The organism is Sphingobium sp. 3R8 (assembly GCF_020166615.1).
In the GTDB taxonomy this organism is placed as follows: Bacteria; Pseudomonadota; Alphaproteobacteria; order Sphingomonadales; family Sphingomonadaceae; genus Sphingobium; species Sphingobium bisphenolicum.
Genome location: NZ_JAIQXR010000004.1, coordinates 110,693 through 136,009 on the forward strand (window position 1 = coordinate 110,693; position 25,317 = coordinate 136,009).

The window sequence follows — 25,317 nt, forward strand, 5'->3', positions numbered from 1 at the left end:
GGCGTCCGGGCAACCGGGCGCCTTTTTTGGTGATGGTGAATGAAGGTGAGAATGATGTATGCCCCTCCCGTAACCGGGAGGGGGAACCTGCGCATGTTCACCCTCATCCCGCCCGCGCCGCCAGCACCGCGATCATCTCCCGCCCGAGGTTCGCCAGCGGCCCGTCGCCCTCGCGCGCGTAGAGCGACACGAGCATCGGCTCGACCCCGCCCAGATCGTGCCGCCGCGCCACCGCCGCTCCGCCCACGCCGGCCAGCGGCAGCAGCGACACGCCCACCCCGGCCGCCACCGCCGCCACGACGCTTTGCAGGCTGCTTCCCGAAAAGGCGACGAACCAGCGTCGCCCCTCCCGCTCCAGCTGCGCGAACATCGCCTCGCGATACAGGCCACCCGCCGGAAAGCAGACCAGCGGCAACGCCTCCTCCTCCATCGCGCCACCCTCCGCCGCCGTGAACCAGCCCAAAGGCTCCGCAAAACTCGCGCGGCAATCCGGCCCGGCCACCGCTTCCTTGACGATGACGATATCGAACTCTCCCTGCCGGTATCGCTGCGCCAGATCGCGGCTCAGCCCAGTCGTCGCGTCCAGCCGGATATGCCGGTGCGCCCGCGCAAAGCCGGCAAAGGCTTGCGCCATCGCCCCCGTCGCCAGATCCTCCGGCAGGCCTATGGAGATCGCCGCCGTCCCCGCCGGATCGCGCAGCAGCAACGCGGCATCCTCATTCAGCAGCAATATCCGCCGGGCATGACCGATCAGCCGCTCGCCCATCGCGGTCAGGCATACCGGCCGCGCCGACCGGTCGACCAGCCGGTGCCCCGCCATCGCCTCCAGCCGGCCGATCTGCTGGCTGATGGTCGACTGGGTCATGTTCAGCCGCTCGGCCGCATGGGTGAAATTGCCGCTATCGGCAATGGCGACAAGGCTGCGCAGCAGGCGGGGATCGAACATAGAGGTCATTATCACTATGCATACTATCCATTCCAACATCTAATTTGCGCATGATGGCGACGCCGCTAAAATCGCCCCTCCCCCACCGGAGCGCAGACCGACGATGAAGACCCTGCTGGCCACCGCCCTGCCCCTGATCGCGCTGTTCGCATCGCCTGCACTGGCCGCCCCGCAACGGGGCGACATGATGATCCGCCACGTTTCCGTGATCGACGTCGAGCATGGTCGCGCCAATGCCGATCAGGCCGTCGTCCTGCGCGGCGCGGACATCGTCGCCGTCGGCCCGGACCGCGCGATCAGCAAGGCATGGCGCACGCCCAGCGCGATCGAAGGCAAGGGCCGCTTCCTCATTCCCGCGCTCTGGGACATGCATGTCCATTTCGGCGGCGGCCCGGACCTGATCGAAGAGAATAAGGCGCTCCTTCCCCTTTATGTGGCCCATGGCATCACCACCATCCGCGACTGTTCCGGTGACCTGCCCGACAGCGTGCTGACATGGCGCCACGATATCGCGAGCGGCAGCCTGTTCGGCCCGCGCCTCCTCACTTCCGGCGCGAAGATCGAGGGGATCGCGCCGGTCTGGAAGGGCACGATCGAAGTCGGCAGCAGAGCCGATGTCGACGCCGCCATCACCCGACTCCAGCAACGCGACCACGTCGATTTCGTGAAGATCACCGACAGCACGCTGAAGCCCGACCTGTTCCTCTACGCCGTAGCGCAGGCGAAGGCCCACGGCCTGCGCAGTTCGGGCCATATCCCGATGGCGCTGACCGTCGGACAGGCGGTGGACGCCGGCATCAGTTCGATCGAGCATCTCGACTATGCCTATAAGGCGGGCGTGAAGGACGAAGCCGCCATCGCCGCCGATTTCGCCGCCGGCCGCATCGACCGGGCGGAAGCCAATCGCCGCCTCGACGCCGGTTTCGACACCGACACCGCCATGGCCGCCTATCGCCATTTCGCCGCGAAGGGCGTGTTCGTCACCCCGACCCTCAACGGCAGCCGCATCCTCGCCTATCTCGACCGCGATAGCCACGCGACCGATCCCTATCTCGCCTATATCGGGCCGAAACTGCGCAAGACCTATGACTGGCGCATCCAGCGCGCGGCAGGGGCAGACCCTGCCGCCACCGCCGCCCGCCACGATCATTTCGAACGCATGGCCGCCATCTTGCCGCTGCTGCAAAAGGCCGGCGTCGCGATCATCGCCGGCACCGATGCGGGCTTCCTCAACAGCTTCAACTATCCCGGCATCGGCCTGCATGACGAACTGTCCCTGTTCGTGAAAGAGGGCCTCACGCCAACCCAGGCCCTGTCCGCCGCGACCCGCGCCGGCCCCGCCTGGTTCGGCCAGCTCGACCGCTATGGCAGCGTGGAGGCCGGCAAGGCCGCCGACCTCGTCCTGCTCGACCGCAATCCGTTGCAGGATATCAACGCCACCCGCGCCATCGCCACCGTCGTCATGCGCGGCAAAAGCTACGACCGCGCCGCGCTCGACGCGATGCTGGCCGATACGAAGGCCAGGGTCGCCGACTGGAAAAAGGCGCCCTGATTTGCATCAAATCCCTCCATGCGTTACCATGTTCCACCAAATGGACATCTGGAGACGAGGATGCGTGGAAAAGGGCTGCTAATGACATGGGCGCTGCCGCTGCTGATCGCAGCCGCACCGGCTCCCGAACCCGCGTCATGGACTGACCCCACCACCGGCCACCGCATCGTCCGCGTCGATGACCGCCCCGGCAATTATGGCCTCTATTTCAACTACAACCCGTTCACCCCGGACGGGAAGCGGATGATCTATCTGACGCCCGAGGGCATCCGCGTCGCCGACACAAGCAACTGGACGACCAAGCTGGTCCTGAAGGAAAAGATCGACCGCCTGCTCTTCGTCGGCAATCGCGCTCCGATCGCCTATTACAGCACCAGCCCGATCGGCAACGAAGCCGCCTCGACTGTCTGGTCGGTCGATCTGGACAGCGGCGAGCGCCGCCGCATCGCCGACCTGCCCGGCGGCCGCATCGCCTCGATCAATGCCGACGACACGCTGCTCGCCGGCCATCGCGAACTTGCCCCGCCGCCTGCCGCCATCGCCGCGCAGGGCAATCGCGATCCCAAGACCGGCTCCCCCACCTATGCCGCCAACGGCCCGGACGGAAAGCCGCTGCCCTTCGCCGTCGCCAAGGAGCAATGGATGGCCAAGCGCCTCGCCGCCGGGGTGCCGATGGAAATCTTCACCATCGACCTCCGCACCGGCGCCCGGAAAACCGTCACCCGGTCGAACGACTGGCTCAACCATGTCCTCTTCTCGCCCGCCGACCCAACCCTGCTCTCCTATTGCCATGAAGGGCCGTGGCAGAAGGTCGACCGCATCTGGACCATCCGCACCGACGGCAGCCGGAAAACGAAAGTCCACCAGCGCACATTCCAGGGTGAGATCGCCGGCCATGAATATTGGGCGCCCGACGGCCGCACCATCTGGTACGACCTGATCCAGCCGATGGGCGTGCGCTGGCTGGCCAGCTTCGACGTAGTGAGCGGCGCGCGGCGCTGGTATGCGCTACGACCGGGCCAGGGCAGCTATCACTACAGTTCATCGCCTGACAGCCGGACCTTCGCGGGCGACGGCAATGATGAGGGCAAATATATCAGCCTGTTCCATCCCCGTCCTGACACCAACCCGCGCGCCCGCGACACGCTGGACGGGGAGACGCTGATCGCGGCCGGCGACCTGCAAACCGAACGCCTCGCCGACCTGTCGAAACAGGATTATACGCTGGAACCCAACCAGCATTTCACCCCCGACGGAAAATGGCTGGTCTATCGCGCGAATGTGGAGGGCAAGCCCGCCATCTACGCGGTGGAAGTAGCGAAGGCTCGATGATGAACCGTTCAGGCCCTCAATGGATCAAGCGCTCGCCGCCGACGTCTCGCACAGCGCTTTAAATTGCTCCACCATCATGTCCCAGCCGGGATGGAAGCCCATCTCCTCATGCCGCGCCTTCGCCTCGGCATCCCAATGGCGCGCGGTCGCGGTGAAGCGCGTGCCGCCATCGCCGTCCACATCCTCGTCGGCAAATTGCCATAGCGCCGTCATGAAGGGCGTCTGCGGCACCCAGCCCGCGGCATAGGCATCGGTCGTCACCACCCGCTCGCCCGCCACCACCTCAAGGAAGACGCCTTCCATCGGCCCGGTCTCCTCGCCATCCGGCCCGAACATCTGCACCGCGCTGCGCCCGCCGGGACGCAGATCCTCCTCGATCACCTCGGCGCGCCAGGGCTTGGGGCAGAACCATTCGTCCTTCAGGTCGGTCCACACCTTCCAGCAGATCGCGCGCGGCGCGGCGATATGGCAGGTGACGGTCAGTTCATGCTCGGCGCCGCTCATGCCGCCTCTCCATCGAAGGCCGCCTGCATCGCGGCGGTGTCCAGCTTCTGCATCGTCATCATCGCGGCCATCATCCGGGCGATCGCCGCCTTGTCGTCGCTATGATAATTGGCCATGATCGCGTTGGTGACCAGTTGCCAGGACAGGCCATATTTGTCCGTCACCCAGCCGCACGGCCCCGGCTTGCCGCCATCGCCCGTCAGCGCGTCATAATAACGATCCAGTTCCGCCTGGTCCGCGCACCCGACGGAGAGCGATATCGCCTCGTCGAAGGTGAATTGGGGACCGCCGTTCAGCGCCTGATAGCTTTGCCCGAACAGGGTGAACTCGACCAGCAGCACGCTGCCGCCCGCCATCGGTGACGGCGAGAGATTCTCGTCGGGATAATAGCTCACATGATCGACCGACCCGCCGAAGACCGACGCATAATAATGCGCCGCCTCCTCGGCCTGGCCGTCGAACCAGAGGCAGGGGGATATCTTGCTCATCATGCGTCTCCCTTGCTGCCCACCAGTGCGAACATCGCGCCCTGCGGATCGGTCGCCTGAATGATCCACGCGCCGCCGGGCACCGCCATCGGCCCGTTCAGCACGGTCCCGCCAGCCGCCGTCACCCGCTCCACCGCCGCATCGATATCGCCGACCGTGAAGTAGAAGAGCCAGAGCGGTGTCGGCATCTCCTTGGGAAGCGGCATGATGCCGCCTGTCATGTCCGGGAAATCCGTGCCGCCGGTCTGCGAAACGAGCTGGTACAGGCCCATTTCGCCCATATCCATGGCCTCGCCCTTCGCCCAGCCGAACTGCGCGCCATAGAAGGCCAGATCCTTGTCGAAATCGCCGCTATATAGTTCGTGCCAGCTGACATGGCCCAGCGGCATACCCGCGGGCGCCTCCATCCCGTCGGGGCTGGAGCCCTTGAGCAGCATGAAGATCGCGCCGCCCGGATCGGCCATCACCGCGAAACGGCCGACGCCGGGAATGTCCTCGGCCGGGCGCTTCACCGCGCCGCCCGCCGCGCTCAGCCGTGCGGCGTCGGCATCGACATCGGCCGACCCGACATAGCCGCCCCACCAGGGGGTCATGCCGCACGTCCGGGCCTCGGCCGGGATCGCCATGATCCCGCCCAGCGGTCCGGCGCTGCCCGACACGACATGATAGGGATCGTCGGTTCGCTCGCCGCCAAAGGGCTGCGACGTCCAGCCGACGACATCGCCATAGAAAGCCAGCGCCGCCTCGGGATCGCTGGTCATCAGTTCATACCAGAAGAATTTGCCGGTCAGATCGGTCATCATCCGTCTCCTGCTTAGCTGCGTATTCCCGCGCCCTAGCCCTTTGCGTCCAGCAACACCTCAAACCCGCCATAGATCAGCCGCGCGCCGATGAAGGGCATGTCCTCGCCCTCTTTCGGCTGCATGCGTTCATCTTTCATGACTTTTTCGGCGCCGGCGTTGCGGGTCGCCTTGTCGGGCCATTCGATCCAGGAAAAGACCACTTCCTCTCCCTCTTCCGCGATCACGGCGGTGCGGAAGTCGTTGGTCTTGCCCGGCTTGATGTCATTGCCCCAGCATTCGACCACGCGGGTCGCGCCATATTCGATGAAGATCGGCGCGGCATAGGCCGCAACCTCGCGATAGCGTTCCTTATTGCCCTTGGGCACCGGGATCACGAAACCGTCCATATAGGCCATATTCTCTCTCCTTCCTTGTCGTCAGGTCAGGCGTCGGCGGGTTGCTGTTTGGATGCGAGCGCCGCCTCCATGTCCATCCAGGCCACTTCCCAGATATGGCCGTCCGGATCGGCGAAGTCGCGGCCATACATGAAGCCATGATCCTGCTTCGGATTCGGCTCCGTGCCGCCCGCCGCCAGCGCCTTGTCCACCGTCGCGTCGACGGCATCGCGGCTGGTTTCGCTCAGACACAGCAGCACCTGCGCGGTGTCATGGGCATTGGGGATGGCGCGCGTGGTGAAGCTGGCAAACCGCTCATGGTTCAGCAGCATCACATGGATGGTCTCGGAAAAACTCAGCATCTGCGCGCTGTCGTCGGCGAAATCCATGTTCGGCACAGCGCCTACCGCTTCATAGAAGGCGATCGACGCCGCCAGGTCGCTGACGGGCAGATTGACGAAAATCATCTTCGGAGCGGGGGTATTCGCCATCGCATTTCTCCTCGGAATGTTCAGCTTCGGCCGCGCCCTTTCTCTCCATCGGGCGACTCACCGCTTGCACTTTCTGCGCTCCATGATTATTTTATGCAACAGTTAAGTTAGAAAAGATAACTAATGAGTCAGAAACGTGCCTATCAGGACGGATGCGCCGTCGCCCACGCCCTCGACATCATCGGCGATCGCTGGGCGATGCCGATCATGCGCGAACTGATGCTCGGTCCCAAGCGCTTCACCGACCTGCGCGCCGGGCTGCCCGGAATCAGCGCCAACGTGCTCACGCAAAGGCTCGAGGATCTGGAAGCGGCGAGCATCCTGATCCGTCGCCGCCTGCCCCCGCCCGCCGCCAGCCAGATTTACGAGCTGACCGACTGGGGCCGCGAGTCGGAAATCCTGTTTCAGGTGCTGGGCCGCTGGGCCTGCCGCTCGCCCACGATGGAGCCGGGCAAGCCGATGAGCCAGGTGTCGGTGATCCTGTCGATGCGCACCATGATCGACCGCAGCCGCCTCGGCGACCTGGACGCGACGATCGGCTTCCGCTTCGGCGAGGAGGAGTTTCGCGCCATCCTGAAGGACGGCGATTGCCTCATCGACCGCGGCGCGGCGGCGGGCGCAGACGCCATCATCAGCGGCGACCAGAATGCGCTGGTCGCGGTCCTCTATGGCGGCGCAAGCTATGCGGACATGGCGGGCGCGCTGAGCGTCGAGGGCGACCGGGCGCTCGCCGACCGCTTCGCCACCCTCTTCCCCCTGCCCCCCAAGGCGCCCGACATGGTCAACGCCCCCTGATTCAGCTCTGGGCGGTCAGCTTCATCATGACCAGCCCGGTCAGGATCAGGCCCGCCGCGACCAGCCGCATCGGGCTGACCGCCTCGCCCAGAAAGGCCGCGCCGACCGCAAAGGCGCCCAGCGCGCCGATCCCGGTCCAGATCATATAGGCCGTCCCCAGCGGCAGGCTGCGCATCGCCAGCGACAGCAACCCGAAACTGGCGACCATCGCGCCCAATGTGATGAGGCTGGGCACAAGCCGGCTGAACCCATGCGACTGCTTCATCGCAAAGGCCCAGACGATTTCCAGCAGACCGGCAAAAAACAACGCAATCCAGGCCATGATGGCTCTCCTTCGTCAGAGAGCCGGGCCGTCCCGGACTTGAAACCCGCACGCGGGGGAGGACGTGGCCTCGCTTGCAGGGGTTCAGATAGGCGCATGGCCTCCCGACGGCAAGGCTATCGCCGCCGTGTCGGCTCAATGCCCCCCGTTCAACATCCCGAACACCTGCGCAAACTCGCCGCGCTGCGTCGCTTCGCTCAGGAACTTCACCCGCTCGACATGGATTTCCGCCAGCGCCGGCTGCTGCCGCAGCAACCCCATCGTCTCTGCAATAAAGTCGGCCAGCGGCATCATCTGGTCATTGTCCGCATGGCCGGGCATCAGGTCGGTCTGCACGCCGGGCGGCACGATCTCGATCAGCTCGACGCTGGTCGCCTGCAACTGCGCGCGCATCGCCAGCGACCAGCCATGAATCGCCGCCTTGGTCGCGCTGTAGGTCGGCGTCGCCGCCAGTGGCACGAAGGCAAGGCCCGACGACACGGTCAGGATCGTCGAGGCCGGCTGCGCCTCCAGATGCGGCAGCAGCGCATGGGCGAGCCGGATCGGGCCGAGCAAATTGGTGGCGATCGTCGCTTCGGCCGTGGCCAGATCGATCTTGTCCTCCGCCACCATGATCCCGGCGTTGAGCAGCACGGCGTTCAGGGCCGGGAAGTCCGCCACCAGCTTCTGCGCAAAGGTGACGATCGCGGCCGCATCCGTCATGTCCAGCACCATCGCGGCCATGCCGGGATTGTCGGCCACGACCGCGTCCAGCGCCGCCTGCCGCCGCCCGGCGATAATCACCTGGTTGCCCGCTATGTGAAATTCATGCGCCAGCGCCGCGCCAAGGCCCGAACCGCCGCCGGTGATGAGGATGGTGTTGCCTGTCGATTGCATGGGTCTGTCCTTTCAATTGGCTTGAAAGGCAATTTAGCTCTATACTCTCTTTTGGAAAGTAGGCACCGAAAAGTGCTGTAGTCACCCAAAGGTAAGAAATGGCAAATCCGCTCCAGAACCGTTTCCACGCAGACGATATCGCGCAGGCGGAACACTATCTTGCGACCGAACCGCCCGCCGAGATCGACCCCAGGGTGGAGCGACTCGTCAACGAGCTGATCGGTCGCATCGCCGACAAATGGACGCTGCTGGTGCTGGAACTGCTGGAGGAAAAGGGCACGCTGCGCTTCACCGCCATCGGCCGGCAGGTGGACGGCATCAGCCAGAAGATGCTGACCCAGACGCTGCGCCAGATGGAGCGCGACGGCCTGCTCACCCGCACCGTCCATCCGGTGGTGCCGCCGCGCGTCGATTATGCGCTGACCCCACTCGGCAACAGCCTCAGCGCCGCCTTTTGCGGCGTCTGGGTCTGGGCCGAACGCCATCTCGACACGGTCGAAGCCGCGCGCGCCAGCTTCGACGCGCGCGACTGACGCCTTATTCGTTGTTCGTCGGCAGCGGCTGCACGACCAGCTTGGGCTGGCTGTTGTCGGGCAAGGTGCGGGTGGCGGCCGGCGGCCCCGACATGGGGGCCGACGGCGCCACGCCCGGCGTGGCGGCGATGTCCGACGGCGGCGGCGGGGTCGCCTCCAGCGCGCTCTTGTAGCTGGGCGTCCAGCCCTTGGGCGGGGCCTCGCCCGGCGGAACCGGCGGCGGCGGCAGCGGGGTGGGCGACACCACGACCGTCACGGTCGCGCCGAAGCGCGACTGCCATTCGGCCAGCCGCCGCAGATAGTCGGCATAGGCGGCGTAGAAATCCTGAAACGGCTTTTCCAGTTCGGCCAAAAGCGCCGGCGCTGCTTCCAGCAACTGGCTCGACGGCATCGCGATCATCTTCGCGCCGACCGTGACCGCGACCGGGCAAAAGCTCTTGATGACCGGCGGCAGTGCGAAGAAATTATAGACCACCGTGTTAAGCCGTTCGCGCGACGCCATGCCCGAACTGCCATAGGCAACGCTGTAGTTGCGGTCGACCGCGGCATTGGCGCCGTTCAGCGCCGCCTTATGCACCGCCAGCAACTGGTTATACTGGGTGCGCGCGGTCGGGCCATATTTGTCGCAATTGAGCGCCGCCACGTTCAGCCCCATGCGCAGGTGCCACAACGCAGTATTGGACGTCACGCCGCGATTGGCGGTCAGATATTTGCCGTCCGCCGCCTGTTCGGGGATGCTCATGCCCTCGACCGCGTTCGCGGGCGGCATGGGCTTGATCGTGGGCACCACCGGCGGCGGCGGGGCCGGCGGCGGCGGGGGCGGCGGGGTCGAACAGGCCGCCAGCACGGCCAGCGACACGAGGGAAAGACGGCCTGGACGGCGCGATGACAACATCAAATTCTCCGATGGGACTGTGCGCCGGTCATGCCGTGCATTTTGTGCGGAGGAAATATGCCTAACGCTCGGTTCGCCGCAACCCCTCAGGCGACTCGCCGCTCCAATGCGGCGGCGGCCTGATCCATCAACTGCGCGATGATCTCCGCGACCGGCTCTTCCTGCGTCACCATGCCGACCGACTGGCCCGCCATCAGCGACCCGCCCTCGACATCCCCATCGATCACCGCGCGGCGCAGGGCGCCCGCCCAATAATGTTCGATCTGCAACTGCGCTTCCATCATATCGACTGCGCCTTCATCCAGCAGATTGGCGACTTCGCGCTGCTTGGCGGTGAAATTCTCCATCCCCGCATTTTTCAGCGAGCGCACCGGGATCACCGGCAGGCGCGGATCGATCTGCACGCTGGCGATCGCGTCGCGCGCCGACGCGCGGAAAAAGGCTTTCTTGAAGTTCGGATGGGCGATGCTCTCGGTCGCGCAGGCGAAGCGGGTGCCCAGTTGCACGCCGGCCGCGCCCATTTCCAGATAGGCGGCGATCGCCTCGCCCCGGCCGATGCCACCGGCGACGAACACCGGCACCTGGGCGGCCATCTCCGGCAATATTTCCTGCGCCAGCACGCTGGTCGCGACCGGGCCGATATGGCCGCCTGCCTCCATCCCCTCGACCACCAGCGCGTCCACGCCCGACCGCACCAGCTTCTTCGCCAAACTCAGAGCCGGGGCGAAGCAGATCAGCTTCGCACCCTTGGCCTTGATCGCCTCGATGCTGCCCTTGGGCGGCAAGCCCCCGGCCAGCACGATATGGCTGACGTCATGCTTCGCGCACACGTCGATCAGATCGAACAGCATCGGATGCATGGTGATCAGGTTCACGCCGAACGGCTTGTCGGTCAGCGCCCTGGTCGCGGCAATCTCCGCGTCGAGCAGTTCGGGCGTCATCGCGCCGCACGCGATCACGCCGAACCCGCCGGCATTGGAGATGGCCGACACCAGGTTGCGTTCGCTGACCCAGCTCATCGCCCCGCACAGGATCGCGCTCTCGCACCCGAAAAAGGCGGCGCCGCGGGCCATCAGGGACGTAAGCTTGGCGTGGGTCATGAATTTAGCCTCTAGAATCAAAAACCATCCCCAGCCGAAAAAGCCGGAGATGGATTCCCGCCTTCGCGGGAATAGCGATCGAAGTAAAGAGCAACACTGGCATAGCCGATATTCGGCTCAGGCCGAGGCGAAAATGCTACTTTTCGAGAACCGGCGCGCAGCGTGCTTAAAGCACGTGAGCACCGGAAGCGCAGAAAAGTGGTATTTGCAGCCCGGCCTCAGCCGAATAGCGGTTATGCCACAGGCGCGTCCAGGCCATAGGCCGTGTGCAACACGCGCACCGCCAGTTCCGTCTCATCCTCGTCGATCAGCACCGAAACCTTGATCTCGCTGGTGGAGATCGCCTCGATGTTGATGCCGCGTTCGGCCAGGGTCTTGAACATGGTCGCCGCGACGCCCGCATGGCTGCGCATCCCCACGCCTACGACGCTGATCTTGGCGACTTCGGTGTCGGTGATGATCCGGCGGAAACCGATGGCGTCCTTGTTCGCTTCCAATATGTCGACGCTGCGGGCCAGGTCGGCGCGCGGGACGGTGAAGGTGACGTCCGTCTCTTCATTGTCCTTGCTGTCATTCTGGATGATCATGTCGACATTGATCGCCGCATCGGCCAGCGGGGTGAAGATGTTGGCGACCGCACCGGGCTTGTCGGGCACGCGCGTCACGATGATCTTCGCCTCATTCTTGTCATGGGCGATGCCGGTGATGAGCTGACGTTCCATCTTGTCTTCCTTGAGCTTGGCTTCCAGTTCCGCGTCGCTGACGATCAGCGTGCCGGGCAAATCCTGCTGGGTGGGATCGTCGAAGGACGACAGCACCTGCACCACCACGCCCTCCTTCATGGCGAGGCCGACCGACCGGGTCTGCAACACCTTGGCGCCGACCGAGGCCAGTTCCAGCATCTCCTCATAGGTGACGAGGTCCAGCTTGCGGGCGCGCGCCACGATCCGCGGGTCCGTCGTATAGACGCCGTCCACATCGGTATAGATGTCGCAACGATCGGCCTTGATCGCAGCCGCCACCGCCACCGCCGACGTGTCGGACCCGCCCCGGCCCAGCGTCGACACGCGGCCGTCGGCCATCATGCCCTGGAAACCGGGGATCACCGCGACCGTGCCCGACCGCATCGACGCCAGCAGGTCGATCGTGTCGATGTCGCTCACCCGCGCCTTGGCATGGGCCTCGATCGTGCGGATCGGCAATTGCCAGCCCAGCCAGCTCCGCGCATCGACGTCCATGGCTTTCAATGTCATCGCCAGCAGCCCGCTGGTGATCTGCTCGCCCGCGGCGACCACGACATCATATTCGGCCGGATCGTACAGGGCGGACGCTTCCTTGCAGAAGCCCACCAGTCGGTCCGTCTCGCCCGCCATGGCGGACACGACGACGGCGACTTCATGCCCCTGGCTCACGACATGTTTGACGCGCGCCGCCACGTTGCGAATCCGCTCCATCCCCGCCATGGAGGTGCCGCCGAATTTCATCACGATGCGCGCCATGTGTGTGTCGAGCCTTATCCGCTATTATGAAAGAAAATGTCCCAAAAGGGCCAAACGGCGCTCCTATTAGCAGCCGCCGCGCATATGGCAAGCAATCCTGCCGCTCGCGCTGCCCTATGAAAGGCCGGTTCTTTTCGGGTCAACGGGATAGGCCCATTTGCCTGCCGCCCATGGCCTGCTAAAAGCGCCGTCAGGATAATCGACACCACCCCTCCCGTTCGCCCTGAGCCTGTCGAAGGGCTGTTCTTCTGTCCGGGAGCCGCAGAGCAAGGCGCATCATGACCGAAACCACCGCCACGATCGATCCCAGGGAAGCCGCCCATTTCGGCACCATGGCCGCCGACTGGTGGAATCCCGATGGCTCCAGCGCCATGCTGCACAAGCTCAACCCCGTGCGCCTGCGCTATATCCGCGCCGCGATCGACCGCCACTGGCCGGGTGACGCGCACGGCTTCCGCCCGCTCGCCGGCAAGCGCGCGCTGGACGTCGGCTGCGGCGCCGGCCTCCTTGCCGAACCGCTCGCCCGCCTGGGCGCAACCGTCACCGGCCTCGACGCCGCACCGGAGAATATCGCCGCGGCGCAGGCCCATGCCGCAGCGCAGGGGCTATCCATCGACTATCGCGCCACTCCGGTAGAGACGATGCCCGAGTCAGGCTTCGACCTCGTCACCTCGATGGAGGTGATCGAGCATGTCGCCGATCCCGCCGCCTTCATCCGCGCGCTCGCGGCCAAACTCGCGCCCGGCGGCGTCATGATCCTCTCCACCCCCAACCGCACCCCCCTCTCCCGCCTCGCCATGATTACGATCGGCGAAAGCATCGGCGGCATCCCCAGGGGCACGCATGACTGGCATAAATTCCTGACGCCCGACGAACTGACGGCCCTGCTGGAACAGGCCGGACTGGACGTGACAGACAGCAGCGGACTCGGCTTCGATCCCGGTCGCGGTTTCACCCTGTCGGCCAACAAGGCGATCGATTATTTCCTGACGGCGCGGCACCGGGACGACTGATCGTTCACCTTAAACAGGACTGCCCAAGATGCGACACCTGCCCTTCTGCGTGCTGATCGCATTGTTGAGCGCCTGCGCGCCTTCTCCCGCCGACCAGCCGGGCAACGATGCGCAGGCCCCCAAGGCAGCGCCCGTCACCAGCGCAGCAATCTGTCCCGACAAGGCCGCCCGCCTCCCCGGCACCGGCCTCTGCCCCACGGACGCCACCGCCCTGCTTACGGCCGACGATCGCCCCTCGCTCGCGGAAGGCTGCACCTGGTCGGTCAATGAAGCCGCCCTGCCCGGCGACATATGGCTGCTCTATCGCGCCGCCCGATGCGACGGGAAGACTACGGCCCTCGCCTACGCCCCCGGCAAGCCGCTCGCCCGCCTCGTCTATGCCCTCTCGCCGATGGGCGGCGATCAGGCTAGGGGCGCGCCGCTGGTCGCCTTCGCCCCGGCCGATCGCCGCGATCCGCAATCCACGATCCTCGCCCTGACCCGCGCCGCCATCACCGATCCGGCCGACGACCAGGGATGCCATGTGCGCCCGGCGGGCATCCCCGGCTGGCCCGCCGACGCGCTGGTGGTCGATATCCCGGCCGCCCAGGCCGCCAGCCTGCCGCAGGACGAAATCCGCAGCGCCTGCGGCCCGCTCGGCCTGGACCAGGGGTCGCAACTCTATTGGCGCATCAGCCAGGGCCATGCCTGGCATTTCGACCTCGGCCAGGAAGCGCCGGAGATCGACCCGCGCTCGCTCACCCTGGTCCGCAAAAATGCCGGCGGCCGATGGGCGTCGATGCCCTGACGCTTTTCCGGCGCACCCGCCTGCTGTAGCAACGGGCGAACCACCGAACGGAGCCGCCCATGAGCGACGCACAGTCCCACGTCGACGCCTATATCGCCCGTCAGGCCGATTTCGCCCGGCCGATTCTGACCCATATCCGCACGCTGATGCGCGCCGCCTCGCCCGACATCGGCGAAGCGATCAAATGGGGCATGCCCTTCTTTACCTATAAGGGCCAGAATCTCGCCAATATGGCCGCGTTCAAGGGCCATGCCGCCTTCGGCTTCTGGCATGACAAGGTCGCTCGCGACGGCGCCAGCGACGAGGCGATGGGCCAGTTCGGCAAGATCGCCACCCTGGCCGACCTGCCCCCGGATGCGGAAATCGCCACGCTGATCGCCAGCGCCATGGCCCTGATCGACGCCGGCGACAAACCCCGCTCCGGTCCCAAGCCGCCCAAGCCCCGCTCCCCATTCCCCCCGCCTTCCAGGCCGCGCTCGACGCCGATCCGGCGGCGCTGGCCGTCTGGTCCGCCTTCCCGCCCGGCAAGATCCGCGACTATTGCGAATGGATCGGCGAAGCGAAGAGCGACGCCACGCGCGACAAGCGCATCGCCACCGCCCTCGAATGGATCGCGCAGGGCAAGGGCCGCAACTGGAAATATGAAAAGCGCTGAGCGGGCGGGAGGGGTGCCTTACTCCTCCACCGCCTCCGCCCGCGCGATCAGCGCCCGCGCTTCCTCGACATGCATCGTCTCGATCATCCGCCCCTCATAGCGTTCCGCCCCGCCGGTCGCCGCCTCGATCAGCCGTCGCGCGTCCGCCACCGCCTGCATGTCCGGCCCGAACACCTGGTTCGCCACGGGCACCTGGCTCGGGTGGATCAGCGTCTTGCCGTCGAAGCCGAGCGCATGCCCCTGCGCGCATTCCGCCTCCAGCCCCGCCTCGTCCTCCAGCCGGTTGAACACGCCGTCGAACACCGCAATGCCCGCCGCCCGCGCCGCCAGCACGACCGCCTGCATCGCATGGGACAGCCCTTCGCGCCCCGCGCCCGCCGGAATCCCCAGATCCTTACGCAAATCATTATTGCCCATGAACAGCGCCGCGCAGCCCTCGCCCGCCGCGATCTCCGCCGCCGCCAGCACGCCGCGCGCGCTTTCGATCATCGCGATCACCGGCTTCTGGCAGACGCTGAACACATCCTTCACCTGCCGCGCCGTCTCCACCTTGGGCAGCACGACATAGTCCGCGGCCGATGCCTTGACCGCCACCATCTCCGCCCCATGCCAGCGCGTTCCCGCGACATTGATCCGCACCGCGCCGATCCGCCCCCCAAAGCCTTCGCCCAGCGCCGCGATCGCGCCGGCCCGCGCCTCTTCCTTGGCGTCGTCCGCCACCGCATCTTCCAGGTCCAATATGACCATGTCGCACGGCAATGTCCGCGCCTTTACGATGGCGCGCGCGTTGGACGCGGGCAGGAACAGCAGCGAACGGGCGTGGCGCAGCAACATGATACTCTCCTGGGTAGCGGTTTGCCTTTCCCCGTTAACGATTAGGGCGCATAATCCAAGCCCACATCCGGGGGAGAGACATGGATATGCTGACGACCTTCGCACTGACGCTCACGGGCCTCGTCCTCTTCTACCTCGCGGTCAGCGTGAAGGTGGTGCGGCAGGGCTATCAATATACGATCGAACGCTTCGGCCGTTTCACCGAAGTCGCCCGGCCCGGCCTCAATTTCTACCCCGCCTTCTTCTACGCCGTGGGCCGCAAGATCAACATGATGGAGCAGGTCGTCGACATTCCGGGGCAGGAAATCATCACCAAGGACAACGCCATGGTGTCGGTCGACGGCGTGGTCTTCTTCCAGGTGCTCGACGCCGCCAAGGCCGCCTATGAAGTGTCCGAACTCTATGTCGCGATCATGCAGCTCGCGACCACCAACCTGCGCACTGTCATGGGCTCGATGGACCTCGACGAAACCCTCTCGAAGCGCGACGAGATCAACGCCCGCCTGCTTTCCGTGGTCGATCACGCCACCAATGCCTGGGGCATCAAGATCACCCGCGTCGAGCTGAAGGACATTCGCCCGCCCGCCGACATCGTCAACGCCATGGGCCGCCAGATGAAGGCGGAGCGCGAGAAGCGCGCCAACATCCTGGATGCCGAAGGCGCCCGCGCCGCCGAGATCCTGCGCGCCGAGGGCGAAAAGCAGGGCCAGATATTACAGGCCGAAGGCCGCCGCGAAGCCGCCTTCCGCGACGCCGAGGCGCGCGAGCGCGAGGCGGAGGCCGAAGCCAAGGCGACGCAGATGGTCTCTGACGCCATCTCCGCCGGCAATCCGCAGGCGCTCAACTATTTCATCGCGCAAAAATATACCGAGGCGGTCAGTCAGTTCGCGACCAGCCCCAATGCCAAGACCATCCTCTTCCCGGTCGAAGCGACCCAGCTGATCGGTACGCTGGGCGGCATCGGCGCGCTGGCGAAGGAAGCGCTGGGCGCCGACGGCACCCCCGCGCCCACCCCGCCGGCACCGCCCCGCCGCGGCCCCTTCGGCCAGAGCCAGGGGTGATGGGCATGGTGACAGCCACATCACGCTGGACGGTTACAAGCGCCCGGCCGTTCGTCCCGCGCCTGTCGAAGCCCCTTCCCTTCCTTCTCCACATCGCTGCGACGTCCTTCAAACCAACCTCCCCAACGCGTAATCGGACCATCCACCCATGACTGCCACTCTCTCCCTGCTCCAGGATCATTGGGGCTGGCTGGTCTTCGCGGCCCTGCTGGGCATTGCGGAGGTGATGATCCCCGGCGTCTTCCTGATCTGGATCGCGATCGCCGCCGCCATCACCGGCCTCGTCGCGCTCGCGCTGCCGATCGCGCTCCCGCTCCAGTTCCTGCTGTTCGCAGCGCTCAGCATCGCAGCGGTCTATGCCGGCCGCCGCTGGTATGTCGACAATCCGGTCGCCTCCACCGATCCCCTCCTCAACGACCGCACCGCCCGCCTGATCGGCCAGACCGTGACCGTCGTGGAGCCGATCGTCGGCGGCGAAGGCCGGGTGAAAGTCGGCGACAGCGTCTGGACCGCCACCGGCGCGGATGCGGACGCTGGCGCGAGGGTGCGGGTCGTGGGCGCGGACGGGACGATGTTGCGGGTGGAGGGGGTTTAGGCGGATTTGCCGCCATCCGACGTCCCATTTCCATTTCCCGGAGGCGGTCGTTCGTTCAGGTTCAGGCGCTCTTTCCGCCGCCTATTTGCGGAATCGACGCCGCCGGTTCGTGACCCGCAGAAAGGCGTCGGCCAGAATGGTGTGAACTTCGCAGGCTTCGCACGCGCCACGACGTCCGCAAATAAACTGCCATGTGCCCAACGAAAATATGCCAAGCTGGCCGCAACAACCCACCGGAGACCCCCGACCCCATGCGCACCAACCGCCGCGATTTTCTCGCCGTCGGCGCTTCCGCCCTCACCCTGACCGCCCTCCCCGCCCGCGCCGCCGCCGGCCCGGACGCCGCTGCGCAGGCGCTGCTGGCCGACATGGCCGAAGCGATGCTGGCCGACGCGCCCGAAAGCGCCAGCGGCCTGGGCATCGACACCGGCGCGCGCGCGCCGCTCAAAAGCCGCCTCGGCAACAAGACGCCCGCCGGCCAGGCGCAGATCGCCGCCCATGTGCAGGACCGCCTCGCCCGGCTGCGCGCCATCGATCTCGCCCCGCTCTCGCCCGCGACCCGCATCGATGTGGAGGTGGTCCGCACCGCCCACGACACCGCGACGGAAGGCTTCGCCTTTCCCTTCGGCGACATGGCGATCATGAACAGCAACTGGTCCTACCGCAACAGCCCCTATGCGGTCGCCCAGAACACCGGCAGCTTCGTGGAGACACCCGACTTCCTCGACAGCAACCATGTCATAAAGGACGCAGCCGACGCCGACGCCTATCTCGCCCGCCTGACCGCCTATGCCGCGAACCTGGCCGGCGAAACCGAGCGGTTGAAGCATGACGCCGGCATCGGCGTCACCGCTCCCGCCTTCCTGCTCGACAAGACACTGGGCCAGATGAAGGCGGTGCAGGCCCTGCCCCTCGACCAGTGGGTGCCGGTCGCCTCGCTCGCCCGCCGCACGAAGGACATGCCCGGCGATTATGCCGCGAAGGCGCAGGCCATCGTCCATGATCAGGTCGCCCCCGCCCTCGCCGCCCAGGTCGCCGAACTCACCCGCCAGCGCGCCACCGCGACGATGGACGCGGGCGTGTGGAAACTGCCGCAGGGGGATGGCTATTACGCCTGGGCGCTCAAGGCCGGGACCACCACGACCATGGCGCCCGACGAGGTCCATAGGCTCGGCCTCGACCAGCTCGCCGCGCTCCAGTCCGAAATGGACGGGCTGCTCGGCAAGCTCGGCATGACCAAAGGCACGGTCGGCGAACGCATGACCGCGATGGGCAAAGACCCCCGCTATCTCTTCCCCAACGACGACGCCGGCCGGGCGCAGATCCTGTCCTTCATCGACGGCCGCCTTGCCGACATCCGCACCCGCCTGCCCCGCGCCTTCGCGACGCTGGTGCCCGCCAAACTGATCGTCAAGCGCGTGCCGGTGGAGATCGAGGCGGGCGCGCCCGGCGCCTATGCCGGTCCCGGCACGATCGACGGATCGGTCCCCGGCAACTATTATATCAACCTGCGCGACACCAGCATCTGGCCGCGCTACGCGCTGCCCACCCTCTGCTATCATGAAGGGATTCCGGGCCATATCTGGCAGGGCGAATATACCTATAAACTGCCGCTGATCCGCTCGCTCCTCGCCTTCAACGCCTATAGCGAAGGCTGGGCGCTCTATGCCGAGCAACTGGGCGACGAACTGGGTGCCTATGATGGCGATATCGCCGGGCGGCTGGGCTATCTCCAGTCGATCGCCTATCGCTGCTGCCGTCTGGTGGTGGACACCGGCCTCCACGCCAAGCGCTGGACCCGCGACAAGGCGATCCACTGGTTCGCCACCACCAACGGCTCGACGGTCGAGGATGTTCAGGGCGAAGTCGACCGCTACTGCGCCTGGCCGGGCCAGGCCTGCGGCTACAAGGTCGGCCATGGCGAAATCGTCCGCCTGCGGGCACAAGCGCAACAGGCGCTGGGGGACAGGTTCGACTTCCGCCTCTTCAACGACGCGGTGGTCAAGGGCGGCGGCGTGCCGATGACCGTGCTGGGCAAGAGCATCGATAGCTGGATCGCGGAACGGAAGGGGGCATGACAAACCCGTTCGGGCTGAGCGAAGTCGAAGCCTTCTGCTGAGCGGAGCGAAGCCGACCTCGCTCCGCTCGGTCACGCCCTTCGACTTCGTTCAGGGCGAACGGATCGCGCAAACAAAAAAGGCCGGAGGATCGCTCCCCCGGCCCTTTCCTACTTCATCTCGACCTGCTTTACCCGACGAACGCCCGCTCGATCACGAACTGCCCCGGCGCCGCATTGGAACCTTCGGTGAAGCCCTGTTCCTCGAAATAAGCCCCGAACTGCTTGATCATCTCCATGCTGCCGCACATCATGATCCGGTCGGTTTCGGGATCGAACTTCGCCGCCCCCGGAATGCCCTCGAACAGCGCGCCGCTCTCGACCAGCTTGTCGATCCGCGCGGTGTGACCATCGAACGGCTCACGGGTTACGGTCGGCACATAATGGAACTGGTTAGGCGCCTGCTCCGATACCAGCGGGTCTTCCGACCATTTGCCTTCCATCTCGTCGCGGAAGGCCAGGTCGCTCACCCGGCGCACCGAATGCACGACCACGACCTGCTCGTAAAACTCATAGACGTCCGGGTCGCGCGGCAGGCTCAGGAACGGGGCCAAGCCAGTGCCGGTCGACAGCATGAACAAACGCTTGCCCGGCAGCAGCGCGTCGGTTACCAGCGTGCCCGTCGGCTTGCGGCCGAGATAAATCTGGTCGCCCGGCTCGATCTTCTGGAGCTTGCTGGTCAGCGGACCGTCCTGCACTTTGATCGACAGGAATTCGATTTCCTCGTCCCAGGCGGGGCTGGCGATCGAATAAGCACGCAGCAGCGGCTTGCCATTGTCGCCCTTCAGCCCGATCATGATGAACTCGCCCGACCGGAAGCGGAAGGCGGCCGGACGGGTGATACGGAAGCTGAAAAGATGCTCGTTCCAGTGCTTCACCGACAGCACGGTTTCCACGGAAAGCGCGCCGGTGGGTTCCAGTACCGGCTTTTCGATCGTCACGTCGGTCAACACCTTATCCTCGCAGTGCGCAAAGCGTCGCAACGGGCGACACTTTTTGCGGATCGTTCGCAATAATATCGAGGTCCGCGAATGGCCCCTCCGCCGCGTGAAGGCAAGGCCAAAAAAACTTGGGGGCCATAAACCTGCTACCGGCAAGGGCGCGCTTTTGCAGGCGCCCCAAAGCCGAACGTCAGCCGAACAGGCCCTTGGCGATACCGCCCAGTTCGTTGAGCGGATTGCCGTCGCCGTCGCGGTCGAACATGCCGCCCAGCTTGCCCAATATCGCTTCCGGACCGCCGAACGCGCCCAGCAACGCCTGCAACTTGTCCGCCGACACGCCATGTTCGGCCGCCGTTTCCGCGAGCGCCGTCACGCTGGTTTCGCCCGATCCGATCTTGGCGCTGATCTCGCTCATCAGGCCCTGCATCTGCTCTGGCGTCACGCCGATCTGCGCCGCGATCGCTTCCAGCCCGCCGAACTTTGCGATCATATCCTCGAACATGCCCTTGCACTCCCGCAAAAAGATTGGGGTCCAGCATAGCACCACCCACGTCCGCCCAAAAGCAAAAGAGCCGGAGGGTCGCCCCTCCGGCTCTCTTTCTGCACGTCGTCGCTTCGGATCAGGCGGCGACCAGCGCCGCACCGCGCACGCCATCGTCGACATGGTCCACGAACTGGGCGAAATTATCCACGAACGCCTTGACCAGCGTCGCCGCCGTCGCGTCATAGGCGTCCTTGTCCGCCCACATGGCGCGCGGGTCGAGGATGGTCGGCTCCACGCCATTGACCGCCACCGGCACGTCGAAGCCGAAATTGGGATCGGTGCGGAATTCGGCCTGGTTCAGACTGCCGTCCAGCGCCGCGTTCAGCAGCGCGCGCGTCACCTTGATCGGCATCCGCTTGATCCCCGGCATCGTCGCCTTGCCGCCCGCCCAGCCGGTATTGACCAGCCAGCAGGTGACGCCGCCCTTGTTGATCCGCTCCTTGAGCAGATTGCCGTAGACCGACGGATGACGCGGCATGAACGGCGCACCGAAGCAGGTCGAGAAGGTCGCGGTCGGCTCGGTCACGCCAATTTCTGTCCCCGCGACGCGCGCGGTGTAGCCGGACAGGAAGTGATACATCGCCTGTTCCGGAGTCAGCCGGGCGATCGGCGGCAGCACGCCATAGGCGTCGGCGGTCAGGAAGATGATGGTCTTGGGCACCGGACCCAGATTCTTTTCCGACGTGTTCGGGATGAAGTCGATCGGGTAGGAACCGCGGCTATTCTCGGCCAGGCTGTTGTCGTCCAGGTCGATCTCGCGAGTCTCCTCGTCGATCACGACATTTTCCAGCACCGTGCCGAAGCGCTTGGTGGTGGCGAAGATTTCCGGCTCGGCCTCGGCCGACAGGTTGATCATCTTGGCATAGCAGCCGCCCTCGAAATTGAAGACCGCCGTGTCCGACCAGCCATGCTCGTCATCGCCGATCAGCGTGCGGCTGGCGTCGGCCGACAGCGTCGTCTTGCCGGTGCCGGACAGGCCGAAGAAGACCGCCGTGTCGCCGTTCGCGCCGATGTTGGCGGAACAATGCATCGGCATCACGCCCTTGGTCGGCAGCAGATAGTTGAGGATGCCGAAGACCGACTTCTTCATCTCGCCGGCATAGGCGGTGCCGCCGATCAGGATCAGCTTCTCGGTGAAATTGACCGCGACCACGGTTTCGCTGCGGCAGCCATGACGCGCCGGATCGGCCTTGAAGGTCGGCAGGTCGATGATCGTATATTCGGGCGCGAAGCCCGTCAGTTCATCGGCGGTGGGCCGCACCAGCAGCGTGCGGATGAACAGGTTGTGCCAGGCCCGCTCGTTGATGACGCGCACATTGACGCGATGTTCGGGCTGCGATCCGCCGAACAGGTCGGCGACATAGAGCGTGTCCTTCTCGCCCAGCGCCTTGAAGAAGTCCGCCTTCAGCGCCGCGAAATGGTCGGGCGTCATACCGCGATTGGTGTCGCCCCACCAGACGGTCGATTCGGTTTCGGCGTCCCGGACGATGAACTTGTCCTTGGCGCTGCGGCCGGTATGCTTGCCGGTCTTGACGACCAGCGGGCCGTCCTTGGACAATATGCCCTCGCCGTTGCGGACCGCTGCTTCGACCAGCGGCGCAGTGCCCAGATTCCAATATTGGGTGGCGTTGGTCTTGATGCCCTGGTCGGCCAGGGTGATTGAGGATTTGGCCTGCACGCCTTTGCTCCTGAATATGTTGTGCTCGCGTCGCGTCATTCGTCATGCTTGCGACCGATCCGCCCCTTGGGCGCCGCTTGTATGGCACGGCGTCCCTTGCTGCTGACAATCAAAGGCATAGGGCTTTGCGGGGAAAGCGTCAAATCCCCGCGCGCAGCCATTTGTCCCGAATATCGACGCTTGTGGCGCAGGACCATCCGCGCGCCTTTCTTGCGACGCGCAACGCCTTGGTCTAACGCTGGCCAATATCCCCCCTTCCACGACCATGGGACACCGCATGACCGCAACCATCGCCCTGGTGGATGACGACAAGAATATCCTGACATCGGTGTCGATCGCGCTGCAGACCGAAGGCTTTCTCACGCGCATCTATTCCGATCCCGAAAGCGCGCTCAAGGCGCTGCTGGACAACCCGGCCGACCTCGCCGTCTTCGACATCAAGATGCCGCGCATGGACGGGCTGGAACTGCTCCGCCGCCTGCGCGAAAAGAGCCAGATGCCGGTCATCTTTCTGACGTCCAAGGCGGATGAGCTGGACGAAGCGCTGGGCCTCGCCATGGGCGCGGACGATTATATCGCCAAGCCCTTTTCCCAGCGGCTGCTGCTGGCGCGCATCCGCGCCATCCTGCGCCGCGCCGAAGTCAGCAAGACGCCCGACGCACCGGACGAGCCGGTCGCCGACCCGATCATACGCGGCCGGCTGGAAATGGACCCGGCGCGCCATCGGGTGAAGTGGAACGGCCAGGACGTCACGCTGACCGTCACCGAATTCCTTATTCTGGAAACCCTTGCGCAGCGCCCCGGCGTGGTCAAGAACCGCAACCAGTTGATGGACGCCGCCTATCAGGACGACGTCTATGTCGACGACCGCACGATCGACAGCCATATCAAGCGGCTGCGGCGCAAATTCCGCGAGGTGGACTCCGACTTCAATGCAATCGACACCCTCTATGGCGCCGGATATCGTTTCTCGGAGGAGTGACGGCAGCGATGCCGGGTTGCGCTGGTCCGGCCGGATCAGCCTCACCCCGCGCATCCTGGCCGTCAACGTCTTCGCGCTGGCGCTGCTGGCGGGGGGCTTCTTCTATCTCGACAGCTATCGCACGCGCATCGTCGATGCCCGGCTGGAACAATCCGCGCGCGAATTGAAGCTGCTCGCCATCGGCCTCGAAAACGCCCCTGCCGATCGGCATGATGCCCTGATCGCCGCCTATTCGCGCCAGACCGGCGACCGGGTGCGCCGCTATGCCGCCGGCGGCGGCCTGATCGCCGACAGCTTCACCATGGATGCGCCGCGCTACCGCCTGCGCCTGCCATCCGAAGAGGAATGGCAGCGCCATGTCGCCCGTTTCCTCGACAAGGCGGTGGACCGGATCGTGTCGGCCGACCGCCCGCCCGACTTCATCGAGCCCACGGTCGATCGCGCCGAGGCCTGGCCCGAACTGCTGCTGGCCCGCAAGACCGGCCAGCCGCAGGCGATGAACCGCTACGCCCCCGACCGCACCTTCATGATTTCGGCCGCGACGCAGGTGCGCGACGGCACGGCGCTGCTGGCGACCGAAAACGCCCGCGACATCACCCGCATCGTGCGCGCCGAACGGCTGCGCCTGGGCATGGTGCTGGCCGTCGCGGCGCTCGCCTCGGTGCTGCTCTCGCTGTTCCTGGCGCGCACCATCGTCCGCCCGCTCCAGCGCCTCGCCCGCGCCGCCGTCCGTGTCCGCCTCGGCCGGGCGCGCGAAGTGACCGTGCCGCGCCTGCCCGAACGGCGCGACGAGATCGGGATGCTCGCCCGCGCCCTGTCCGACATGAGCCATGCGCTGCGCCAGCGGATCGACGCGACCGACGCCTTCGCCGCCGATGTCAGTCATGAACTCAAGAACCCGATCGCCTCGCTGCGCTCCGCCCTCGACGCGCTCGACCGGGTCGGGGCGGACCGGCCCGACCTGCGCGACCAGTTGATGGAAATCGCGCAGGATGATGTCCGCCGGCTCGATCGCCTCGTCACCGACATCGCCGAAGCCTCGCGCGTCGATGCCGAATTGTCGCGCACCCGCTTCGAGCCGATCGACCTTGGCCTGCTTATCGAACGCATGGTGATCGCCCGCGAAGCGCGCGGCGTGCCGCGCGGCATCCGCCTCGCCTTTGCCCGCCCGCGCAAGGATGTCGCCGTGGTGCTGGGCGAAGAAGGCCGGCTGATCCGCGTGCTCGACAATCTGATTGACAATGCCGTGTCCTTCTCCCCCGACGACGGCCTGGTCCAGATCATCGCCACCGTCGCCGATCATGAAGTGCTGGTCAGCGTCGAGGATGAAGGGCCGGGCGTCCCGCCGTCCGAGCGCGAACATATTTTCCGGCGCTTCCACAGCGTCCGGCCGGAAGGGGAAGCGTTCGGCAAGCATTCGGGCCTGGGCCTCGCCATCGCCCGCTCGATCATCGAAGGGCATCAGGGCAAGATCGGCATCGGCGACCGCGAGGATGCCCAGAGCGGCGCCCGCTTCATCCTGCGCCTGCCGATGGCGGTGGAGCGCGATCCCGGCATCGTTTCGGAATAGGACGAAAGACGGCGGCAACGGCATTCCCATC

The 25,317-nt window shown here is 65.8% G+C and carries 26 protein-coding genes and 1 pseudogene; 12 read left to right on the top strand and 15 right to left on the bottom strand.

Annotated features, from left to right (window positions below; translation table 11 throughout):
• Positions 1–103 precede the first annotated feature (103 nt).
• Entirely contained in the window at positions 104–955 is an 852-nt protein-coding gene (locus K9B33_RS05315; protein WP_224547214.1) for a LysR family transcriptional regulator, read from the bottom strand.
• A gap of 94 nt (positions 956–1,049) precedes the next feature.
• Between K9B33_RS05315 and K9B33_RS05320 the strand changes: the two genes are divergently transcribed.
• Both K9B33_RS05320 and K9B33_RS05325 read left to right on the top strand, forming a co-directional pair.
• The gene (locus tag K9B33_RS05320) at positions 1,050–2,498 is read left to right on the top strand and encodes an amidohydrolase family protein (RefSeq protein ID WP_224547215.1); all 1,449 of its coding nucleotides are present in this window, start codon (positions 1,050–1,052) and stop codon (positions 2,496–2,498) included.
• Positions 2,499–2,579: 81 nt separating this feature from the next.
• On the top strand, positions 2,580–3,830 hold the full coding sequence (locus K9B33_RS05325) for an oligogalacturonate lyase family protein (protein ID WP_224547216.1): 1,251 nt from the start codon (positions 2,580–2,582) through the stop codon (positions 3,828–3,830).
• Positions 3,831–3,854: 24 nt separating this feature from the next.
• Here the strand turns inward: K9B33_RS05325 and K9B33_RS05330 are convergent, their stop codons facing one another.
• From K9B33_RS05330 to K9B33_RS05350, 5 genes are read right to left on the bottom strand one after another with little or no spacing between them, the layout of a single operon-like run.
• Positions 3,855–4,334, bottom strand: a complete 480-nt coding sequence (locus tag K9B33_RS05330; RefSeq protein ID WP_224547217.1) for an SRPBCC domain-containing protein — start codon at positions 4,332–4,334, stop codon at positions 3,855–3,857.
• Positions 4,331–4,822, bottom strand: a complete 492-nt coding sequence (locus K9B33_RS05335; RefSeq protein WP_315975810.1) for a VOC family protein — start codon at positions 4,820–4,822, stop codon at positions 4,331–4,333. The genes K9B33_RS05330 and K9B33_RS05335 overlap by 4 nt, the downstream gene beginning before the upstream one ends.
• Positions 4,822–5,622: a VOC family protein gene (locus K9B33_RS05340; protein WP_224547418.1), complete on the bottom strand. Its 801-nt coding sequence runs from the start codon at positions 5,620–5,622 to the stop codon at positions 4,822–4,824. Before K9B33_RS05340 ends, K9B33_RS05335 begins: the two co-directional genes overlap by 1 nt.
• 35 nt (positions 5,623–5,657) lie before the next feature.
• Complete coding sequence (locus K9B33_RS05345) at positions 5,658–6,020, bottom strand: DUF1428 domain-containing protein (RefSeq protein ID WP_224547219.1); 363 nt, start codon at positions 6,018–6,020, stop codon at positions 5,658–5,660.
• Between the two features lie 26 nt (positions 6,021–6,046).
• Positions 6,047–6,490: a VOC family protein gene (locus tag K9B33_RS05350; RefSeq protein WP_224547220.1), complete on the bottom strand. Its 444-nt coding sequence runs from the start codon at positions 6,488–6,490 to the stop codon at positions 6,047–6,049.
• A 123-nt stretch (positions 6,491–6,613) separates the two neighbouring features.
• Between K9B33_RS05350 and K9B33_RS05355 the strand changes: the two genes are divergently transcribed.
• Positions 6,614–7,285 (top strand): winged helix-turn-helix transcriptional regulator, encoded by a 672-nt coding sequence (locus K9B33_RS05355; protein WP_224547222.1) that lies wholly within the window; start codon positions 6,614–6,616, stop codon positions 7,283–7,285.
• A 1-nt stretch (position 7,286) separates the two neighbouring features.
• Here K9B33_RS05355 and K9B33_RS05360 read toward each other — a convergent pair whose 3' ends face one another.
• The gene (locus K9B33_RS05360) at positions 7,287–7,607 is read right to left on the bottom strand and encodes a DMT family transporter (protein ID WP_224547224.1); all 321 of its coding nucleotides are present in this window, start codon (positions 7,605–7,607) and stop codon (positions 7,287–7,289) included.
• A gap of 135 nt (positions 7,608–7,742) precedes the next feature.
• Positions 7,743–8,483 carry an SDR family oxidoreductase gene (locus K9B33_RS05365; protein ID WP_224547226.1) on the bottom strand — a complete coding sequence of 247 codons (741 nt, stop codon included), beginning with the start codon at positions 8,481–8,483 and terminating at the stop codon, positions 7,743–7,745.
• 98 nt (positions 8,484–8,581) lie between these two features.
• On the opposite strand from K9B33_RS05365, the gene K9B33_RS05370 reads away from it, so the two are divergent.
• On the top strand, positions 8,582–9,016 hold the full coding sequence (locus tag K9B33_RS05370) for a winged helix-turn-helix transcriptional regulator (RefSeq protein ID WP_224547228.1): 435 nt from the start codon (positions 8,582–8,584) through the stop codon (positions 9,014–9,016).
• Positions 9,017–9,020: 4 nt separating this feature from the next.
• On the opposite strand, the gene K9B33_RS05375 is transcribed toward K9B33_RS05370, so the two are convergent.
• The 3 genes from K9B33_RS05375 to K9B33_RS05385 form a co-directional block, all read right to left on the bottom strand.
• Positions 9,021–9,911, bottom strand: coding sequence for a hypothetical protein (locus K9B33_RS05375; RefSeq protein WP_224547230.1), 891 nt, complete (start codon positions 9,909–9,911; stop codon positions 9,021–9,023).
• An 86-nt stretch (positions 9,912–9,997) separates the two neighbouring features.
• Positions 9,998–11,011, bottom strand: coding sequence for an NAD(P)H-dependent flavin oxidoreductase (locus K9B33_RS05380; protein ID WP_224547232.1), 1,014 nt, complete (start codon positions 11,009–11,011; stop codon positions 9,998–10,000).
• 233 nt (positions 11,012–11,244) lie between these two features.
• The gene (locus K9B33_RS05385) at positions 11,245–12,510 is read right to left on the bottom strand and encodes an aspartate kinase (protein WP_224547233.1); all 1,266 of its coding nucleotides are present in this window, start codon (positions 12,508–12,510) and stop codon (positions 11,245–11,247) included.
• A 278-nt stretch (positions 12,511–12,788) separates the two neighbouring features.
• Between K9B33_RS05385 and ubiG the strand changes: the two genes are divergently transcribed.
• The 3 genes and pseudogenes from ubiG (at position 12,789) to K9B33_RS05400 (ending at position 14,965) form a co-directional block, all read left to right on the top strand.
• The gene (gene ubiG / locus K9B33_RS05390) at positions 12,789–13,523 is read left to right on the top strand and encodes a bifunctional 2-polyprenyl-6-hydroxyphenol methylase/3-demethylubiquinol 3-O-methyltransferase UbiG (protein WP_224547234.1); all 735 of its coding nucleotides are present in this window, start codon (positions 12,789–12,791) and stop codon (positions 13,521–13,523) included.
• A 28-nt stretch (positions 13,524–13,551) separates the two neighbouring features.
• A complete protein-coding gene (locus K9B33_RS05395; RefSeq protein ID WP_224547235.1) occupies positions 13,552–14,310 on the top strand; it encodes a hypothetical protein in 759 nt (252 codons plus the stop codon).
• Between the two features lie 59 nt (positions 14,311–14,369).
• Positions 14,370–14,965: pseudogene (locus K9B33_RS05400) on the top strand (YdeI/OmpD-associated family protein).
• 18 nt (positions 14,966–14,983) lie between these two features.
• On the opposite strand, the gene K9B33_RS05405 reads toward K9B33_RS05400, so the two are convergent.
• Positions 14,984–15,799 (bottom strand): HpcH/HpaI aldolase/citrate lyase family protein, encoded by an 816-nt coding sequence (locus K9B33_RS05405; RefSeq protein ID WP_224547236.1) that lies wholly within the window; start codon positions 15,797–15,799, stop codon positions 14,984–14,986.
• A gap of 86 nt (positions 15,800–15,885) precedes the next feature.
• On the opposite strand from K9B33_RS05405, the gene K9B33_RS05410 reads away from it, so the two are divergent.
• The 3 genes from K9B33_RS05410 (at position 15,886) to K9B33_RS05420 (ending at position 19,533) form a co-directional block, all read left to right on the top strand.
• The gene (locus K9B33_RS05410; protein WP_224547419.1) at positions 15,886–16,860 is read left to right on the top strand and encodes an SPFH domain-containing protein; all 975 of its coding nucleotides are present in this window, start codon (positions 15,886–15,888) and stop codon (positions 16,858–16,860) included.
• Between the two features lie 148 nt (positions 16,861–17,008).
• Positions 17,009–17,455 carry an NfeD family protein gene (locus K9B33_RS05415; RefSeq protein WP_224547237.1) on the top strand — a complete coding sequence of 149 codons (447 nt, stop codon included), beginning with the start codon at positions 17,009–17,011 and terminating at the stop codon, positions 17,453–17,455.
• Between the two features lie 251 nt (positions 17,456–17,706).
• Entirely contained in the window at positions 17,707–19,533 is a 1,827-nt protein-coding gene (locus tag K9B33_RS05420; RefSeq protein WP_224547238.1) for a DUF885 domain-containing protein, read from the top strand.
• Positions 19,534–19,702: 169 nt separating this feature from the next.
• Here K9B33_RS05420 and K9B33_RS05425 read toward each other — a convergent pair whose 3' ends face one another.
• From K9B33_RS05425 to K9B33_RS05435, 3 genes are all read right to left on the bottom strand, one after another.
• The gene (locus K9B33_RS05425) at positions 19,703–20,521 is read right to left on the bottom strand and encodes a ferredoxin--NADP reductase (RefSeq protein ID WP_224547239.1); all 819 of its coding nucleotides are present in this window, start codon (positions 20,519–20,521) and stop codon (positions 19,703–19,705) included.
• Between the two features lie 181 nt (positions 20,522–20,702).
• The gene (locus tag K9B33_RS05430) at positions 20,703–21,014 is read right to left on the bottom strand and encodes a hypothetical protein (RefSeq protein ID WP_224547240.1); all 312 of its coding nucleotides are present in this window, start codon (positions 21,012–21,014) and stop codon (positions 20,703–20,705) included.
• Positions 21,015–21,132: 118 nt separating this feature from the next.
• The gene (locus tag K9B33_RS05435) at positions 21,133–22,734 is read right to left on the bottom strand and encodes a phosphoenolpyruvate carboxykinase (RefSeq protein WP_224547241.1); all 1,602 of its coding nucleotides are present in this window, start codon (positions 22,732–22,734) and stop codon (positions 21,133–21,135) included.
• Positions 22,735–23,011: 277 nt separating this feature from the next.
• On the opposite strand from K9B33_RS05435, the gene K9B33_RS05440 reads away from it, so the two are divergent.
• Both K9B33_RS05440 and K9B33_RS05445 read left to right on the top strand, forming a co-directional pair.
• Positions 23,012–23,716, top strand: coding sequence for a response regulator transcription factor (locus tag K9B33_RS05440; protein WP_224547243.1), 705 nt, complete (start codon positions 23,012–23,014; stop codon positions 23,714–23,716).
• Positions 23,685–25,286, top strand: coding sequence for a sensor histidine kinase (locus K9B33_RS05445; RefSeq protein ID WP_224547245.1), 1,602 nt, complete (start codon positions 23,685–23,687; stop codon positions 25,284–25,286). Before K9B33_RS05440 ends, K9B33_RS05445 begins: the two co-directional genes overlap by 32 nt.
• Positions 25,287–25,317: the final 31 nt, after the last annotated feature.

Coding starts and splice junctions, on each gene's coding strand:
- K9B33_RS05315 (WP_224547214.1), bottom strand. CDS start 955: ATGACCTCTATGTTCGATCCCCGCCTGCTGCGCAGCCTTGTCGCCATT.
- K9B33_RS05320 (WP_224547215.1), top strand. CDS start 1,050: ATGAAGACCCTGCTGGCCACCGCCCTGCCCCTGATCGCGCTGTTCGCA.
- K9B33_RS05325 (WP_224547216.1), top strand. CDS start 2,580: ATGACATGGGCGCTGCCGCTGCTGATCGCAGCCGCACCGGCTCCCGAA.
- K9B33_RS05330 (WP_224547217.1), bottom strand. CDS start 4,334: ATGAGCGGCGCCGAGCATGAACTGACCGTCACCTGCCATATCGCCGCG.
- K9B33_RS05335 (WP_315975810.1), bottom strand. CDS start 4,822: ATGAGCAAGATATCCCCCTGCCTCTGGTTCGACGGCCAGGCCGAGGAG.
- K9B33_RS05340 (WP_224547418.1), bottom strand. CDS start 5,622: ATGACCGATCTGACCGGCAAATTCTTCTGGTATGAACTGATGACCAGC.
- K9B33_RS05345 (WP_224547219.1), bottom strand. CDS start 6,020: ATGGCCTATATGGACGGTTTCGTGATCCCGGTGCCCAAGGGCAATAAG.
- K9B33_RS05350 (WP_224547220.1), bottom strand. CDS start 6,490: ATGGCGAATACCCCCGCTCCGAAGATGATTTTCGTCAATCTGCCCGTC.
- K9B33_RS05355 (WP_224547222.1), top strand. CDS start 6,614: ATGAGTCAGAAACGTGCCTATCAGGACGGATGCGCCGTCGCCCACGCC.
- K9B33_RS05360 (WP_224547224.1), bottom strand. CDS start 7,607: ATGGCCTGGATTGCGTTGTTTTTTGCCGGTCTGCTGGAAATCGTCTGG.
- K9B33_RS05365 (WP_224547226.1), bottom strand. CDS start 8,483: ATGCAATCGACAGGCAACACCATCCTCATCACCGGCGGCGGTTCGGGC.
- K9B33_RS05370 (WP_224547228.1), top strand. CDS start 8,582: ATGGCAAATCCGCTCCAGAACCGTTTCCACGCAGACGATATCGCGCAG.
- K9B33_RS05375 (WP_224547230.1), bottom strand. CDS start 9,911: ATGTTGTCATCGCGCCGTCCAGGCCGTCTTTCCCTCGTGTCGCTGGCC.
- K9B33_RS05380 (WP_224547232.1), bottom strand. CDS start 11,011: ATGACCCACGCCAAGCTTACGTCCCTGATGGCCCGCGGCGCCGCCTTT.
- K9B33_RS05385 (WP_224547233.1), bottom strand. CDS start 12,510: ATGGCGCGCATCGTGATGAAATTCGGCGGCACCTCCATGGCGGGGATG.
- ubiG (WP_224547234.1), top strand. CDS start 12,789: ATGACCGAAACCACCGCCACGATCGATCCCAGGGAAGCCGCCCATTTC.
- K9B33_RS05395 (WP_224547235.1), top strand. CDS start 13,552: ATGCGACACCTGCCCTTCTGCGTGCTGATCGCATTGTTGAGCGCCTGC.
- K9B33_RS05405 (WP_224547236.1), bottom strand. CDS start 15,799: ATGTTGCTGCGCCACGCCCGTTCGCTGCTGTTCCTGCCCGCGTCCAAC.
- K9B33_RS05410 (WP_224547419.1), top strand. CDS start 15,886: ATGCTGACGACCTTCGCACTGACGCTCACGGGCCTCGTCCTCTTCTAC.
- K9B33_RS05415 (WP_224547237.1), top strand. CDS start 17,009: ATGACTGCCACTCTCTCCCTGCTCCAGGATCATTGGGGCTGGCTGGTC.
- K9B33_RS05420 (WP_224547238.1), top strand. CDS start 17,707: ATGCGCACCAACCGCCGCGATTTTCTCGCCGTCGGCGCTTCCGCCCTC.
- K9B33_RS05430 (WP_224547240.1), bottom strand. CDS start 21,014: ATGTTCGAGGATATGATCGCAAAGTTCGGCGGGCTGGAAGCGATCGCG.
- K9B33_RS05440 (WP_224547243.1), top strand. CDS start 23,012: ATGACCGCAACCATCGCCCTGGTGGATGACGACAAGAATATCCTGACA.
- K9B33_RS05445 (WP_224547245.1), top strand. CDS start 23,685: ATGGCGCCGGATATCGTTTCTCGGAGGAGTGACGGCAGCGATGCCGGG.